We start from the raw sequence: 15990 nt of genomic DNA on the forward strand, positions 1-15990 counted from the left end.
CGTTTCGCCGGGGGCTCGCTCGAAAAATCGCCGAACCCGACCTAGCGTCTGAAACGCGACAGGTTCAACGCGGAGTCGTCGCTGATCGGCAGTTTTCCCGAACACCCTGGAGGCCCCGCGCATGCGTGTGCCAACGAACACCGCGGTTGCCGAGCAGGCAGCCGAATCTCCGATAATTCCCCGGAATCGCATTGTTCCCCGGCTTTCCGCGGACATTCTTCCCCGCCTGCCCGAATCGGTTGCCCGACCCCGGTTTTTGCCGCGCAGCCTGGCCACCGGGATCGTTCATCTGGGCTGCGGATCGTTTCACCGAGCCCATCAGGCGCTGGTGACCCAGCACGCCATCGACGCCGACCGCGATCCCCGCTGGGGCATCGCCGCCGTCGCCATGTCCCGCCCGTCGGTGGTGAACGCGCTGCGTGCGCAGGACAACCTGTACACCACGCTGCTGCACGACGGCGGCAAGGTGAACGCCGAGGTGGTGGGTACCATCACCGAGGCCGTGCACGCGCCGTCGGACCGCGTCGGCGTCGCCCGCCGCATCGCCGATCCGGGGGTCCGCATCGTGACGCTGACCGTCACGGCGAGCGGATATTGCATCTCGCCCGCCACCGGCCGCCTCGATGCCGACTGCGATCCGGTGCAGCACGATCTGCACTGCCGCACCAGGCCGTCCACTTCGATCGGCATGCTTGTCGGCGGCCTGGATGTGGTCCGCCGCCGCGGCGGCGCCCCGCCGGTGGTGATCAGCTGCGACAACATGACCGCCAACGGCCGCCAATTGCGCAGGGCCGTCATCGATTTCGCGTCCCTGCGGGATCAGCGGCTGGCCGACTGGATCGACCGCAACGTCCAGTTCCCGTCCAGCGTGGTCGACCGGATCGTGCAGCCCGCCACCGCCGCCGATTCCGCGGTGGCACGCAACTGGCTGGGCGGCATCGAGGATCTGAGCCCGGTCTCGGCCGAGCCGTTCCTGACCTGGACCATCGAGGATTTCGAGGGCGAGCGCCCGCGCTGGGAGCTGGGCGGCGCCCGGTTCGTGGCCGACGTGACCGACTACGAGCTGGCAAAACTGCGGCTGCTCAACGGAACCCACATGCTGCTGGCCTACCTGGGCGCGCTCGACGGGCACGGCACCATCGCCGAGGCCAGCGCGGATCCGGCGCTGGGCGCGCTCGCCCGCCAGTTCATGCTGCGCGAGCAGGGCACCACCCTGACGCTGCCGGACACCGAATTGCACCGCACCGTCGACGATCTGATGGTCCGGTTCCGCAACCCGGCCATCCGCCACGACATGACGCGGGTGGGCCGCAACGGCTCGGACAAGATGATCCCGCGCGTGGTCGACGCCATGGCCGAGAACATCCGCGCCGGGCGCCCCACCCCGGGCGCGGCGCTGCTGATCGCGGCCTGGATCCGCTGGTTCGACGCCAGCCGCGCCCCCGGCGCGGTCATGGAACTGGTCGACCCGAAGGCCGATACGCTGGACGAGTTGTCCGCCATCGCGGATCCGCACCGGCGGGCCGGTGCGTTCCTGCACCGCACCGACATCTTCGGCACCCTGCCGGAGCCCGAGCGCGTGCATCGCGAGGTGGGCGACGCGCTGGCCGAACTGGCCCGCGACGGCGTCGGGGCGGCGGTGCGACGACGCCTGCTGCCGGAATTCGAAAGGAGCAACGGATGACTGTCGTCAAACCCGTGGCCGCGGTGGTGTTCGACATGGACGGGTTGCTGCTCGACTCCGAGCGGCTGGCCCTGGAGTCCCTGGCCAGCGCCGGTACCGCGCTGGGCTACGACCTGACCCTGGAGTTCCGCCGCTCCATGATCGGCATGCCGGCCGATCGCTGCCGCGAACTGGCCGTCGAGTCCTTCGGCGCCGAATTCCCGCTCGAGGACTTCTTCGCCCTGCACGAGACGCACCTGAGCGAACTCGTCGCGGGCGGACGGCTGGTGACCAAGACCGGCGTGGCCGAGCTGCTGGACTGGCTGGAGAGCAACGCGATTCCCAAGGCCATCGCCACCTCCTCCGGCCGCGCCCGCACCGAGCACCACCTGCGGGCCGCGGGCATCGCCGACCGCTTCGACGCGATCGTGACCCGCCAGGACGTCGAGCGCGGCAAGCCGCACCCCGAGCCGTACCTGACGGCCATGGCCGCGCTCGGCGCCGACCCGGAATACACGCTGGCGCTGGAGGATTCGCCGAACGGCCTGCGCGCCGCGCACGCCGCCGGGCTGCGGTGCCTGCTGATCCCGGACCTGGTGTCCCCGACGCCGGAAACCCGCGGGCTCGCCCACCGGGTGCTGCCGGACCTGCACGCGGCGATCGAGTACATCGCCGCGGTGAACGTGCCCGCGGCAGCGAACTAGGCGCGCTCGAGGCGGCGCTTGATCTCGGCCAAATGGGCGTCGTGGCAAGCCGTTTCGCCGAAGAGGTCGGTCAGGGCGCGGGGTATGCGGCCGTCGGTGGCGACGGCGGTGAGCATGGAGCGGCGCAGCCGCGGCGCGCCCGATTCCGCCGGGGCGACGCAGTAGCTCACCGTCATGGTCGCGGCGAAGTCGGCGATCGGCGGCGCGATGACGGTGCGGGAGCTGATGATCCACCGGGTCGGGCGGCGGCAGGTGTCCACCCGCCACCCGACCCGGATCGTGTCCCGCTCGACCGCGACCACCTCGGTGAAGGTGTCGTTGACCCGCGCCGGTCCGGCCGTGCCGCGCTCGACGGCGACACACGCCGGATAGGTGTGCCGCCACAGGCAGGGGTCGGTGGCCGCGTCGAAGATGGCGTCCGGGGCGGCGGCGATGATGATCTCGGATTGGGTCTGGAAGATCCGCGTCATTGTCAGCTCTCACAAGGGGTCCGGCAAAGCTACAGCATCGGGCCACGCCGTGGCGTGGTGCGGTCACTTCCCGCCGTGATCGCCTGCCCGAAACCGCAAGAAAGTGTGGAGCAACGGCACTCTTACACAGATCCGCCCGCGCGGCAACCTCTTCCAGTCGGAATTGTTATCGTCCGAGGATGGACGCAATGGCAATGTTCTGGTGAACAGCGCCTTTTCACTCGGAGTACGGGAAGACCAGCAGCGAACTCGACGCCGTGGCAAGCAGTTTGCCCCCGGAGTCGCGAATGTCGCCCTCCGCGAAGGCGATTCGCCGCCCGGGCTTGGTCACCCAGCCGCGGGCGTGGACCGGCCCGGTGCTCGCGTGGATCGGCCGCAGATAGCTGACCTTCAACTCCACCGAGCTGTAGCCGATGCCCGGCGGTAACAGGGTGTGCACCGCGCAGCCGACCGCCGAGTCCAGCAGCGTGCACACCACCCCGCCGTGCACCGTCCCGATCGGGTTGTACACCGATTCGTCCGGCACGCAGGTGAACGCGACCTCGCCCTCGGACACGGTGAACGCCGTCATGCCGCCGAGCGTGGCGGCGATGGGCGGGTTCGGCAGTTCGCCCTCGGCCACCGCCCGCAGATACTCCAGCCCGGACATGGTCGCCCCGATCCGGGCGGTAGCCACCGGGTCGTACCAGGTGACGGTCTTGTTGCGCGGGGCGCCCCAGGTGGGCGGCGCCGCGGTCGTCTCGGTCGTCATATCCTCGTCCTTTCCGGGAAACGGATTACTATCTAGAAGATAGTTACTATCGAGAGAAAAGTTAGCGGAGAGTGAGCCATGACACAGCGCGAGCCGGATGCCGGCGCGATCCTGCCGTACTGCCCGTACTTCGACGCGGCCACGCGGATGCTGGGGCGGCGGTGGGCGGCCACCGTGCTGCGGGTCCTGGTCGTCGGCCCGGCGCGGTTCAGCGATATCGCGGCCGCGATTCCGGGCATGACCGACAAGTTGCTGTCGCAGCGACTCAAGGACCTCGAGGTCGAGGGGATGGTCGAGCGCCGGGTCGATCCGGGCCCGCCGGTGCGCGTCGACTACCGGCTCACCGAGAAGGGGGCCGCCCTGAGCAAGGTGCTGCTCGCGCTCAATCGCTGGGCGCTGCGCTGGGTCGAGCCCGTCGCGCACTGACCATGCTGTGACGAAGATCGCATCGGCGTTTTCGCCGTCGTGCGGAGTTACCGCGGTGCGGTGAAACGACATTCGAGCCGCGAAAAGATATGCCCCGAATTACGGGGGCGGCACCGGTACTGTCCAGCGCGATCATTTCGGTGACATATCATGCGGCGCATTGCATTCCGGACGTACGACCGAATGAGGGGGTCCGGGGCCCGGTGAATCATGGTTGCCGGGGGTGGGGGGCGCTGCTAGTCTCGCGTCCGAGAAAACGAAAATCTGCTCGGGGGAGCGCGTCACGCCGATGGGCGGCGATGTTTGAAATCAGCGATTTTCAAAAGGAAGACCACATGTGGATACGGAACGGGGGGCGTTTCGTCTCGTGGAACGAGCGACGAAACGGATTCCGATCATGACACTTTCACCGCACCTTTCCGCGCCGGAACTCGAATCGAGCACGCGGACAACGGAATACGCGCGCGGGCCGCTGCGATCCCGGTTGCTGGGCGTGGCCACCGCCAACCCGCCGACGCGATACCGTCAGCGCGAACTCGTCGATCTGCTCGGGATCACCGACCCCAAAATTCGGGGCGTATTCCTCAACGGCGGAATCGAACACCGATTCCTGACCCTGCCGCCGCGCGCCGCCGACGGCGGTTTCCGCAGCGAGACCCAGGGCGAGCTGCTGGCCAAGCATCGCCGCCACGGCGTGCGCACCGGGGCCGAGGCCATTCGCGCCTGCCTGCGCGAGATCGGCCGGGAGCCCGACGATATCGCCTACCTGGTCGCCGTCACCACCACCGGTTTCCTGACGCCGGGATTCAGCGCGCTGCTGATCAACGAGCTGGGCATGTCGCCGCACACCGCCCGGCTGGACGTGGTCGGCATGGGCTGCAACGCCGGGCTCAACGGCCTGACCGCGGCGGCCGCCTGGTCGACGGCGCATCCGGGCGAGCTGGCCATGCTGGTCTGCTCGGAGGCGTGCTCGGCCGCCTATGTTTTCGACGGCACCATGCGCACGGCGGTGGTCAACAGCCTGTTCGGCGACGGCGCGGCCGCCCTGGCCGTCGGGGCGGGCGCGCCCGCCACCCTGGGCTGCGAGCCGGGCCGGACTCCGGAGGTGATCGCCCAGCGCAGCTACATGATTCGGCACGCCGTCGACGCCATGCGCTACGACTGGGATTCCGACGCCGGAAAGTTCAATTTCTATCTGGACCGGGAAGTCCCGTACGAGGTCGGCGCCCACGTGGAGATCGTGGTCGACCGGCTGCTGTCGGAAAACGGCCTGCGGCGCAAGGACATCGCGCACTGGGTCGTGCATTCCGGCGGCAAGAAGGTGATCGACGCGGTGAAGGTCAACCTCGGGCTGACCACACACGATCTCCGGCACACCGTCGGGGTCATGCGCGACTACGGAAATATGTCGAGCGGATCGTTCCTGTTCTCCTATCGGCGATTGCTCGCCGAGGGCACGACCCGGCCCGGCGATTACGGCGTCTTCATGACGATGGGGCCCGGTTCGCAGATCGAAACCGCCCTCCTCGAATTCTGAATTCACCGTGCGAAGAAAGCCGACGAGGTTGATTCGATGAATACCGAACACATTTCACGCCCGCATGCCGTCGTCGACGGTTCCGGGACCGACATCATCGCCGCGGCCGTGCCCGCGCACGGCCCGCTGCGGGCCGAACTGATCGACGCGGTGACCGCCGTCGCCCGCCGCGCGGAGGACGCGGCGGACGGGTCGCACTGCGTCGTGCTCCGCATCCAGGGCGCGCGATCCGGGGAGTATCGCGCGTGGCCCGGCGAGGCGACCGTGGGCGAGGTGAGCAAGTGGGAAGGGGCGCTGCGCCGCCTCGAGCAGGTGCCCCTGCCGATCGTCGCCGCCGTCGACGGCGACGCCTACGGCCCCGCCGCCGAACTGCTGCTCGTCGCCGACTACCGCATCCTGCGGGTGGCCGCCGAATTCCGGTTCGCCAGCACCGAAGCCGGGGTGTGGCCCGCCATGGCGGTGTACCGGCTGGTGGCCGAGGTCGGGGTCGCCCGCGCCCGCGATCTGGTGATCCAGGGCCGGGCCCTGTCCGCGCGGCAGGCGCTGGAACGCGGCCTCGTCGACATGGTGGTCACCGATTCGGCCGCCGAGACCGACGCCCTGCGCGCCGGAGCGGCGCTGTTCGACTCGGCCGTCGGCACCGAGCTCGCGATCCGCCGCCGCCTGCTGCTGGACGCGGCGACAACGCGATTCGAGGACGCGCTGGGCGCGCACCTGGCCGCCTCGGACCGCGCGCTGCGCCGGGATCGAGCGGCGTCGTGACCGCCGGGACGGCCACCGTCGCCGCCCCCGGCGACCTGGACCGCGATCGCATCGAATTGCGCAGTGCGGCAGCCGCACACGCCATGCTGCTGCGATCGCTGGGGCCGGTGCGCGACCGCAGCGAGGCGAGCCGCGACCGGGCGGCGCGGGCGCATCGGGCGCTGCGGGAGCGCCGCCGCGGATTCCTGGAACGGCACGCGCGCACGGTGTACCGGGCGGCGACCGAGGACTTCCGGCGGCCGCTGCGGCTGGCCGCCCTCGCCGAGGCCGCCACCCTGCGGTTCCCCGGGCTGCTGCCCGACGCCGACCAGCTCGCCGCCGACGCGGACCTGCCGCAGGCGCACAAGGAGGGCTGGGAGCTCGACCAGGGCCTGTTCTTCCACGCGATGCTCGCCGATCCCGTTGCGGGCAACCATCTTCTGGACGCCATGCGCGCGCCGACCGATCGGGCCGCCGGGCTGCTGGCGCGGTTCGAGGCCACCGGCACGGTGATGCTGCCCGCGGTCACCGTGACCCGGATCGGCCACACCGCGACGCTCACCATCACCAATACCCACTGCCTCAACGCCGAGGACAACGGGCACGTCGCCGACATGGAGACGGCGGTGGATCTGGTGCTGCTGGACGAGCAGTCGCACGTCGGCGTGGTCCGCGGCGGGGTGATGGACCATCCCCGCTACCGCGGGCGGCGGGTGTTCAGCGCGGGCATCAACCTGGTGGACCTGCACGCGGGCCGGATCTCGTTCGTCGACTTCATCCTCGGCCGCGAGACCGGATACATCGCGAAGATCCTGCGCGGCACGGCATCCGGGCCCGCGGGACCGGTGCTCAAGCCGTGGGTCGCGGCGGTCGACAGCTTCGCCATCGGCGGCGGGATGCAGCTGCTGTTGGTCTTCGATCGCGTGATCGCCGCGTCCGACAGCTATCTCAGCCTGCCCGCCGCGCAGGAGGGCATCGTCCCGGGCGTGGCGAACCTGCGCCTCGGGCGCGCCGCCCACCACCGGCTCTCCCGCGATGTCATCCTGTGGGGCAGGCGGATTCGGGCCACCGAGCCCGACGCCCGCTACGTGATCGACACCGTGGTCGAGCCCGCCTCGATGGACGAGGCCGTCGAGGACGCCGCCGCCCGGCTCGACTCGCCCGCGGTGGTGGCCAACAAGCGCATGCTGGTCGCCGCCGAGGAGCCGCAGGACGTATTCCGTTGCTATCTGGCCGAATTCGCCCGCGTGCAGGCGGAGCGGCTGTACGGCGCGGACGTCCTGGCGAAGGTGCACCGCTTCAGCGACGGGGCGAGCCGATGACCGAGTTCACCACCGTCGCCTACCGGCGGGACGGGCATGTCGCGCACGTCGAGCTGGCCCGGCCCGAGGTGCTCAACGCCATGAATCTGCGCATGCACGCCGAACTCGGGCAGATCTGGGACGACGTCGAGGCCGACAACGGCATCCGGCTGGTGGTGCTGAGCGGCCGTGGGGGACGGGCCTTCTCGGTCGGCCAGGACCTGAAGGAACTCGCGGAACGCGACGGCAGGGGCGCCGGGCGGTCGTCGTTCGGCAGCGCGGGCAGGCTCGGCTATCCGCGCATTACCGAGCGATTCTCCTTCCCCACACCGATTCTCGCGAAGGTGTCGGGCTACGCGCTCGGCGGCGGCTTCGAACTGGCCCTCGCCGCCGACATCGTGATCGCGTCCAGCGACGCCGAATTCGGCCTCACCGAGGCGCGGCTCGGCCTGATCCCGGGCGCGGGCGGCGTGTTCCGCCTGCCCCGGCAGGCGCCGTACCGGATCGCGATGGGCCACCTGCTGACCGGCCGGCGGATGTCGGCGCGGCGGGCGGCCGAACTGGGCCTGGTCAACGAGGTGGTCGAGCCGCAGGACCTGGACGGGTGCGTGGACGGCTGGATCGCCGACGTGCTGGCGTGCGCGCCGCTGTCGCTGCGCGCCATCAAGGAGGCGGCCGCCGCCTCGCTCACCGACCCGCTGCCGGTGGCCTTCGCCCGCACCTATCACTGGGAAAGCCTGCGCATGCGGTCCGCCGACGCCGAGGAAGGTCCCCGGGCGTTCGCGCAGCGGCGCGCGCCGATCTGGACCGGCCGCTGACGGCGGCCACCGATTCACCCGAGAGACACCATCATGACCACATCCATCACCCGCCATCGCAAGCTCGGCCGCGACCTGGTCTTCGACTACCTGCGCGAGGCCGGGGTCGAATACGCCTTCGGCGTGCCGGGCACACACGAGATTCCGCTCATCGACGGAACCACCGTGCCCGCCAACGGGGTGTCCTACATTCCGTGCCTGCACGAGAACATCGCGGTCGGCGCCGCCATGGGCTATGCCCGCATGTCCGGGCGGCCGGGCGCGGCGATCGTGCACGTCACCCCGGGCACCGCGAACATCATCGACAACCTGTTCAACGCCTACCGTTCCAATATCCCGCTGATCGTGTTCTGCGGTCAGCAGCACAGCGACCTGCTGAGCCAGGAACCGATCCTGGGGTCGGACCTGGTGCGCACCGCCGGTCAATACGCCAAGTGGGCGCACGAGGTGCGCACCATCGACGAACTGCCGCTGGTGTTGCAGCGGGCCTTCAAGGAGCTGTCGGTGCCGCCGCTGCGGCCGGTGTTCCTGGCCATCCCGTGGAACTTCCTGGTGGAGAGCCCGACCACGCCGGACCACGGGCGGTTCACCCGCATCGCGCACCGCTCCACCGGCGACCCGGCCGGAATCTCCGCCGTCGCCGACCGATTGGCCCGCGCGAGCAATCCGGCGCTGCTGGTCGGCGACGGCGTCGGCGAGGCGGGCGCCTGGCCGGAGATCGAGCAGCTGGCGAATCTGCTCGGCGCGGCGGTGTATTCGGAGAACCAGGCCAGCCGGATGAACTATCCGAACGACCTGCCGCACTGGCAGGGGGAGCTCATGCCGACCCAGGACGGCGTGCACAAGCAGCTGGGGGACTTCGACGTCCTGTTCCAGATCGGGGTGAACTCGCAGGCGCAGGTCCTGGTGTTCCGCTGGGCGGACGGGCCGATCATTCCCGACCGGCTCACCCAGGTGACCTTGCACAACGATCCGTGGGAGATCGGCAAGAACCACTTCGCCGACGTCGGGGTGCTCGGCGATATCAAGATGACGCTGCCGCTGATCATCGACGCCGTCGTCGAGCATCCCGGCTACGACGAAACCGTGGCCGGTACCCGCAATCAGCGCATCCTGATGCTGGACGCACAGCGCGCCACGGCCTTCTCGACCGCGGCGCAAGCCTTTCCGGGCGACGACGAGGCCCCGATCCCGGACTTCCAGGTGCCGATGGTCCTCGCCGAATTGCAGCAGACGCTGCGCCGGCCGCTGACCATCGTCAACGAGGACTTCGCGGTGTCGCCGACGATTCAGCAGGTGCTGCACTACGACCATCCCGACGCCTACTTCTGCACATCCGGTGGCGCGCTGGGCTTTTCGCTGCCCGCCTCGATCGGCATCGCCCTCGCGGTGGGGCAGGAGCGGCTGGTGGTCGACATCGTGGGCGACGGCTCGGCGCTGTTCCACACCAATTCCTGGTGGACCACCCGGAAGTTCCACCTGCCCGTGCTGTATCTGGTGATGAACAACCACGAGTACAAGTCGCTGATCAACGGGCTGCAATCCATCGAGGCGCTGTACGGCTGGCGGCCCGCGCACGACGCCTGGTATCTGCGACTCGGCCAGCCGGTGCAGGACTTCGCGCAGATCGCGGCCACCTTCGGCATCGACGGCGAGGTGGTCTCCGACGGGCGCAAGCTGCGCGACGCCATCGAACACGGGCTCAAGGTGGTCTCCGACGGCGAGCCGTACGTGATCGACATCCGGGTCGATCCCTCGGTGGGCGCCGCCCCGCCGACGGACATGCTGCTGGTCGGCAAGCCCGGCATCGATGTGGACGAGGTGCGGCGGCTGCGCGCGATGGGCCCGCCGTGACACCGGAGAACCGAACGAGGGGAGAGCAATGACCGACAGGTCGGGGGTACCGCTGAATCGCCGCACCCTGCTGGGGGCCGCCGCCGTGCTCGGCGTCGGCCTCGCCGGGATCGGCGGATTCCTGGTCAGCGAGGACATCGTGGGGCCGTGGCGGCTGACGGCGTGGCGCATGGTCGATCGCCTGGAGGCCGCCGCCGGGGGGCACTTCCCCGGATACCGCCGCAACCACGCCAAAGGCGTTGCGGTGTCGGGGTATTTCGACAGCAACGGCAGCGGCGCGGAGCTGTCGAAGGCGTCGGCGTTCCGGCCGGGCCGCTACCGGCTCGCCGGGCGGTTCTCCCTCGGCGGCGGTAACCCACACATGCCGGACGATCCGACCGCGCCGCGCGGGCTCGGGCTGCAACTGTTCCTGCCCGGCGGCGAGCAGTGGCGGATGGCGATGGTGAACGTGCCGGTGTTCCTCGACGCCACGCCGGAGGACTTCTACACGCGCACAACGGCATTCGCGCCCGACCCGGCCACCGGCAAGCCCGATCCGGAGAAGATGAAGCAGCACCTGGCGACCCATCCCGAGACGGCGGCGGCCTTGGACATCATCGGCCGCACCCCGCCCGCGCCCGGGTTCGTCGGCTCGACCTTCTACGGGCTCAATGCCTTCGAGTGCATCGCGCACGACGGGCGGCGGGTCCCGGTGCGCTGGCATCTGGAGCCGGAGACCGCGCCCTCGGCGGAAAACAATGGCGGGGCAGGGCTTTTCGCGCCGCTGATCCGGCGGATCGCGGCGGGGCCGCTGCGGTGGACGCTGGTGCTGGTGGTCGGGGTGCCCGGGGTCGACCCGACCCACGACGCCACCAAGCCGTGGCCCGACGACCGCCGCCGGATCGCGGTCGGCACCGTCGTGGTGGACCGGGTGCACACCGAGGCGGTGGGCAATGTCGAGGCGGTCGCCTTCGATCCGCTGGTGCTGCCCGACGGCCTGGCGCCCTCGGACGATCCGTTGCTCGCGGCGCGCTCGGCCGCCTACGCCGAATCGTTCCGCCGCCGCAGCGCTGAGCCCACCGCGCCGGGCGCGGTCGTCGCGGAGGAGGCGTGATGACGGCGGTGCGCGACGAGGTCGCCCGCCCCGAGCGCTTCGGCGTGACGGCGCGAATCCTGCACTGGCTCATGGCGATAGCGATCGTGGCCATGATCTTCGTGGGCGGCGCGCTGGTCGGCTCGTACGGCGACTACGGGCGGCTGCTCACCGTCCACAAGACCCTCGGCCTGGTGATCCTGGTGCTGGCGGTGATCCGGATCGGGAATCGGGTCCTGCATCGGCCGCCGCGGCGGCACGATCCGCTGAGCAGGCCGGAACGCTTGGTGGCCAACGGTTCCGAACTGCTCATGTACGCGCTGTTTCTGGCGCAGCCGATCGTGGGCTGGTGCCTGGTGTCGTCCTCGGGGATTCCGATCCACGTGCTGGGCGGGCTGCGGATTCCGGCCATCGTGCCCGTCGACGCCCAGCTGTACGCCACACTGCGGACCGTGCACGAGTTCCTGGCCTACGCGCTGCTGGCCGCCTTCACCGCGCACATCTGCGCGGTGGTGTTCCACGCGCTGGTGCTGCGCGACACCCTGATTCGGCGCATGACCTTCGGCGGCGAGCGTCGGGTCGCGGCCCATCGGCGATGAGCGTTCCGGCGCTCGTGCGCGACCGCGCCCCCACCGTCGGGTTCGTGGTCGCGATCGTGTGCGTCGGGGTGACGCTGCGCAGCGGCCTGACCGGCGTCGGGTCGCTGCTGCCCGCCATCGCGGCCGGGACCGGGCTGTCGGCCGCGTGGTGCGGGGTGTTGACGGCGCTGCCGCTGCTGACCTTCGCCGCGGTCTCCCCGCTGGCCGCCCGCGCGGTGCGGGTCGGCCCGGGGCGGCTGCTGGGACCGGCCCTGGCCGGGGTGGCCGCCGGGCTGCTGCTGCGCTCGGTGCCCGGCGTGCCGCTGCTGTTCGCCGGGACCGTGATCGCGTCCGCCGCCATCGCCTTCGCCAATGTGCTGCTTCCGGCGCTGGTGCGGGCCCAGGTGCCGGGGCCGCGGATCGTGACGGCGACCGCGCGCTATGTCACGGCCATGACGGCGGCCGCGGCGACGGCCTCCGGGATCGCGGTGCCGCTGGCGGCGGTGCTGCCCGGCGGCTGGCGAACCTCGTTGGCGTGCTGGGCGATTCCGGCCGTGCTGGCGGCGCTGATCTGGTCGCGGCATCGGCGGCGCGAACCACCGGCCGCCGCCGCACCGGTCCGCGCGCCGCTGCCGTGGCGCTCGGCCCTGGCCTGGCGGGTGTCGCTGTTCACCGGACTGCAGATGCTGGGCTTCTACGCCACCATCGCCTGGCTGCCGAGCATCCTGCACGACCAGGGAATCTCCGCTCGGGATTCGGGATTCGCACTGTTCGCCTTCCAGATCCTCGGCCTGCTCGCCGTGAACGCGGTGCCCCTGCTGCGCACCCGCGCCACCCCCCGGGCATTGGCGGTATCCGCGTCCCTCCTGAACGCCGGAGGCTTCCTCCTACTCGCCTGCGCCCCGAAACTAGCCGCCGTCTCCGTCCTCACCATCGGCATAGGCGCCGGAATCTGCCTGGTCCTCTCCCTGTCCTTCCAATCCGAACACGCCCCCGACGCCCCCCACGCCGCCGCCCTGGCCGCCATGTCCCAATCCATCGGCTACCTCATAGCCGCCACCGGCCCCGCCCTCCTGGGCCTCCTCCACACCCTCACCACCACCTGGCCCCCCGCCCTCCTCCTACTAACCACCGCCACCACCCTCCAAGCCACCACCGTCCCCCGCAACCGATAACCCCGGCCCCCTCCGACCCCAGCGCGCAGCTCCGTCCCATCCCGGCCCACGGCTCCTTCGTCCTGGTCTGCGGCTTCCTCGTCCTGGTCTGCGGCTTCCTCGTCCTGGTCTGCGGCTTCCTCGTCCTGGTCCGCGGTTCCTTCGTCCCGGTCCGCGGCTTCCTCGTCCCGGTCCGCGGCTCCTTCGTCCCGACGTGCGGCTCCCTTGTCCCAGCGCGCGGCTACTCCTTGGTCCCGGCACGCGATTACTTCTTGGTCCTGCGCGCGACTACTTCTTGGTCCCGGCGCGCGGCTACTCCTTGGTCCCGGCGCGCGATTACTCCTTGGTCCCGGCGTGCTTTTGGCCGGGACCCCGCGGCGACCTTCGGCCCACCGCACCGTCATCGGCGGCGATAGGGTGCGATCATGACCGAAGTTGTTCGTCGCCATGATCCCGCTGCCCGTAGTTTTGCCAGCGACAACTGGGCCGGAATTCATCCGGAGGTGTTGGCGGCGCTGGCCGTTGCCAATGGCGGGCATCAAAGTGCCTACGGTGCCGACGATTACACGGTCGCGCTGGGGCAGACCTTTGCCCGGCACTTCGGGGAGGGAGCGCGGGTGTACCCGGTGTGCACCGGCACCGGCGCGAATGTCGTTGCGCTGCAGGCATTGCTGCCGCGCTGGGGTGCGGTGATCAGCGCCGAGACCGCGCACGTCAACAGCGACGAATGCGGCGCCGCGGAGAAGGTGGGCGGCATCAAGATCTACCCGGTGCCGACGCCCGACGGGAAGCTCACCCCGGAACTGATCGATCGACAGGCGTGGGGCCGCGGGGACGCGCACCGCGCCCAGCCGCTGGCCGTCTCGATCACGCAGAGCACCGAACTCGGCACCTGCTACACCGTCGAGGAGATCCGCGCGCTCTGCCGGCACGCCCACGACCTCGGCATGCTGGTGCACCTGGACGGCGCCCGCATCGCCAATGCCGCGGCGCACCTGGGCGTTTCGCTCCGCGCGTGCACCACCGACGCGGGCGTGGACATCGTGTCCTTCGGCGGCACCAAGAACGGGCTGATGCTCGGCGAGGCCGTCGTGGCGCTCACCGACCGCATCCACGACATCGAATACCTGCGCATGTCGTCCACCCAGCTGGCCTCGAAGATGCGCTTCGTCTCGGTGCAGCTCGAGGCCCTGCTCGGCGGGGATCTGTGGCTGCGCAACGCCACCCGGGCCAACGCCATGGCGACCCGGCTGGCCGTGGCCGCGGGCCGGGTCGACGGCGTGCGGATCGCCTACCCGGTGCAGGCCAACGAGGTCTTCGCGGCGCTGCCGCCCGAGGTCACCGACCGGCTGCGCAAGCGCTACTTCTTCCACGTCTGGGACGAGGACACCGGCGTCGTGCGCTGGGTGTGCTCCTTCGACACCACCCCGGACGACGTGGACGCCTTCGTCGCCGCACTGGCCGAGGAGGCGAGCGCCGCGCGACCGTTGACGCAATGATAGAAAGCGGCCTACATTATTTCATAACCCCGCTCGAAGGAGAGCCGCGATGAATCCCACGGTTGCGTCCCCGGCCATTCCCCGCAGGCACCCCGATTCTCCGCGCAAGGTCCCGGGCCTGCGTCCGTTCGCCCTGCTGATGGGCATCGGCAAGCCCTCTCCGCGGCAGTGGCGGGTCCTCGGGGAGGCGCTGCTGGTCGGTGACGAGCCGATGGATCGCCTCGTGGACTGGATGTGCGCCGAGGGCTCCGACCGGACCCGCCCGCTGTTCGAGCGCGCGCTGCACGCGGGCATCGCCTCCGTACCCGAGGCGCCGGAACCGTTGCGGGAGTTCTTCGTTCGCTACGAGACGGTGCCGGAGTGGGTGGACTGGGCCAAGATTCGCCGGGCCGAGCGGGTGTTCCGGGCCGGCGGCGCCGACGGACTGTACATCGCCCGCGACGTCGCGCTGCTGGGCGGATACCTGGCCTCGGGCTTCAACAAGACCCTGGTGCGCACCGGCGCGCTGGAGAAGGGCCCGGCGAAGCGCTTCGCCGAGACGTTGCAGTGGGCGCTGGACGTCAGCTCCGAGGAGGGCATGCGGCCGCTCGGGCCGGGCTACCGTTCCACCATCCGGGTGCGGCTCATCCACGCCTTCGTGCGGCGGCACGTCGCGGCGCTGCCGGACTGGGACACCGCCGAGTGGGGCGTGCCGATCAACCAGACGGATATGGCGGCAACGCTGGTGGGCGCGCTGATCTCGCCGTTCGTCGGCGCCATGCCGATGGGCATCGTGCCCACCCGGGCCGATCTGGACGCGGCCGCGCACCTGACCCGGTACGTGGGCTGGCTGATCGGGGTGCGGGACGAATGGCTGCCCAACGGTTTTCGCGATGCGGTGCGGCTGCTGTACCACTGCATGACCGCGATCACCAACCCCGACGAGACCACCCTGCAGCTGGCGATGCCGATGGGCGACGACCCGCTCGGCTGGCACTTCCGCAGCATGCCCGGATTGCGCGGGCGCATCGCACGCGCCCAGCACCTGTCCATCGCGAGCGCCTTCCTCGGCCCGCAGGCCATGCGGCGGCTCGGGCTGCCCGCCTATATGCCGCCGTGGTATCCGCTGCTGCGCATCCCGGTGAATCTGGCCCACAGCGGCGCGGCATTGTTGCTGCCGGGCGGCGCCGATCGGGCCGCCGCGCGCGGGCGGCGCGAACAGGAGGAGTTCCTGCGCCTGCTCGTCGGCGACGAACAGGCCGTGATCGGCGAATCCGTGCGGCATGTGAGCGACGCGGCCTGAGTCGCGCCGCGCCCGCGCCGTCGTCGCGGGCACACGCCGAGTGTTGCTGGAGCGATGCGAAATCGGCGTGTCTGCATCCGTTCCGGTCCGCTACCAGCCTCGGACGCCCGCGCGGCCGAGGCTGTTTCACGCAACCCATC

15 protein-coding genes are annotated in these 15990 nt (G+C 70.5%); 13 read left to right on the forward strand and 2 right to left on the reverse strand.

Annotated elements, in window-relative coordinates:
- Positions 1-121: 121 nt before the first annotated feature.
- A complete protein-coding gene (locus HPY32_RS28895; RefSeq protein ID WP_082870494.1) occupies positions 122-1684 on the forward strand; it encodes a mannitol dehydrogenase family protein in 1563 nt (520 codons plus the stop codon).
- Positions 1681-2367: an HAD family hydrolase gene (locus HPY32_RS28900; protein WP_067577500.1), complete on the forward strand. Its 687-nt coding sequence runs from the start codon at positions 1681-1683 to the stop codon at positions 2365-2367. The genes HPY32_RS28895 and HPY32_RS28900 overlap by 4 nt, the downstream gene beginning before the upstream one ends.
- On the opposite strand, the gene HPY32_RS28905 is transcribed toward HPY32_RS28900, so the two are convergent.
- Both HPY32_RS28905 and HPY32_RS28910 read right to left on the reverse strand, forming a co-directional pair.
- Entirely contained in the window at positions 2364-2837 is a 474-nt protein-coding gene (locus HPY32_RS28905) for an SRPBCC family protein (protein WP_067577502.1), read from the reverse strand. The two genes, HPY32_RS28900 and HPY32_RS28905, sit on opposite strands and share 4 nt — an antisense overlap.
- Positions 2838-3054: 217 nt before the next feature.
- Positions 3055-3588, reverse strand: coding sequence for a PaaI family thioesterase (locus HPY32_RS28910; protein ID WP_067577504.1), 534 nt, complete (start codon positions 3586-3588; stop codon positions 3055-3057).
- A gap of 78 nt (positions 3589-3666) precedes the next feature.
- On the opposite strand from HPY32_RS28910, the gene HPY32_RS28915 reads away from it, so the two are divergent.
- The 11 genes from HPY32_RS28915 (at position 3667) to HPY32_RS28965 (ending at position 15850) form a co-directional block, all read left to right on the forward strand.
- Positions 3667-4014 carry a winged helix-turn-helix transcriptional regulator gene (locus HPY32_RS28915; protein WP_067577506.1) on the forward strand — a complete coding sequence of 116 codons (348 nt, stop codon included), beginning with the start codon at positions 3667-3669 and terminating at the stop codon, positions 4012-4014.
- Between the two features lie 397 nt (positions 4015-4411).
- Positions 4412-5551: a 3,5-dihydroxyphenylacetyl-CoA synthase DpgA gene (gene dpgA, locus HPY32_RS28920; RefSeq protein ID WP_067584227.1), complete on the forward strand. Its 1140-nt coding sequence runs from the start codon at positions 4412-4414 to the stop codon at positions 5549-5551.
- Between the two features lie 36 nt (positions 5552-5587).
- Positions 5588-6313 carry an enoyl-CoA-hydratase DpgB gene (gene dpgB / locus HPY32_RS28925; protein ID WP_082870495.1) on the forward strand — a complete coding sequence of 242 codons (726 nt, stop codon included), beginning with the start codon at positions 5588-5590 and terminating at the stop codon, positions 6311-6313.
- Complete coding sequence (gene dpgC, locus HPY32_RS28930; protein ID WP_231951280.1) at positions 6310-7614, forward strand: (3,5-dihydroxyphenyl)acetyl-CoA 1,2-dioxygenase DpgC; 1305 nt, start codon at positions 6310-6312, stop codon at positions 7612-7614. Before dpgB ends, dpgC begins: the two co-directional genes overlap by 4 nt.
- A complete protein-coding gene (gene dpgD, locus HPY32_RS28935) occupies positions 7611-8411 on the forward strand; it encodes an enoyl-CoA-hydratase DpgD (protein WP_067577508.1) in 801 nt (266 codons plus the stop codon). Before dpgC ends, dpgD begins: the two co-directional genes overlap by 4 nt.
- A 33-nt stretch (positions 8412-8444) precedes the next feature.
- A complete protein-coding gene (locus HPY32_RS28940) occupies positions 8445-10265 on the forward strand; it encodes a thiamine pyrophosphate-binding protein (protein WP_067577510.1) in 1821 nt (606 codons plus the stop codon).
- A gap of 28 nt (positions 10266-10293) precedes the next feature.
- On the forward strand, positions 10294-11358 hold the full coding sequence (locus tag HPY32_RS28945) for a catalase family peroxidase (protein ID WP_067577512.1): 1065 nt from the start codon (positions 10294-10296) through the stop codon (positions 11356-11358).
- 8 nt (positions 11359-11366) lie between these two features.
- Complete coding sequence (locus HPY32_RS28950) at positions 11367-11936, forward strand: cytochrome b (protein WP_067584236.1); 570 nt, start codon at positions 11367-11369, stop codon at positions 11934-11936.
- Positions 11933-13090: an MFS transporter gene (locus tag HPY32_RS45805; protein WP_171983099.1), complete on the forward strand. Its 1158-nt coding sequence runs from the start codon at positions 11933-11935 to the stop codon at positions 13088-13090. The genes HPY32_RS28950 and HPY32_RS45805 overlap by 4 nt, the downstream gene beginning before the upstream one ends.
- A gap of 404 nt (positions 13091-13494) precedes the next feature.
- Positions 13495-14568, forward strand: coding sequence for a threonine aldolase family protein (locus tag HPY32_RS28960; protein WP_067577516.1), 1074 nt, complete (start codon positions 13495-13497; stop codon positions 14566-14568).
- A gap of 49 nt (positions 14569-14617) precedes the next feature.
- Positions 14618-15850, forward strand: coding sequence for an oxygenase MpaB family protein (locus HPY32_RS28965; RefSeq protein ID WP_067577518.1), 1233 nt, complete (start codon positions 14618-14620; stop codon positions 15848-15850).
- Positions 15851-15990: the final 140 nt, after the last annotated feature.

Origin of the sequence: Nocardia terpenica (assembly GCF_013186535.1) — a bacterium.
GTDB lineage: Bacteria > Actinomycetota > Actinomycetes > Mycobacteriales > Mycobacteriaceae > Nocardia > Nocardia terpenica.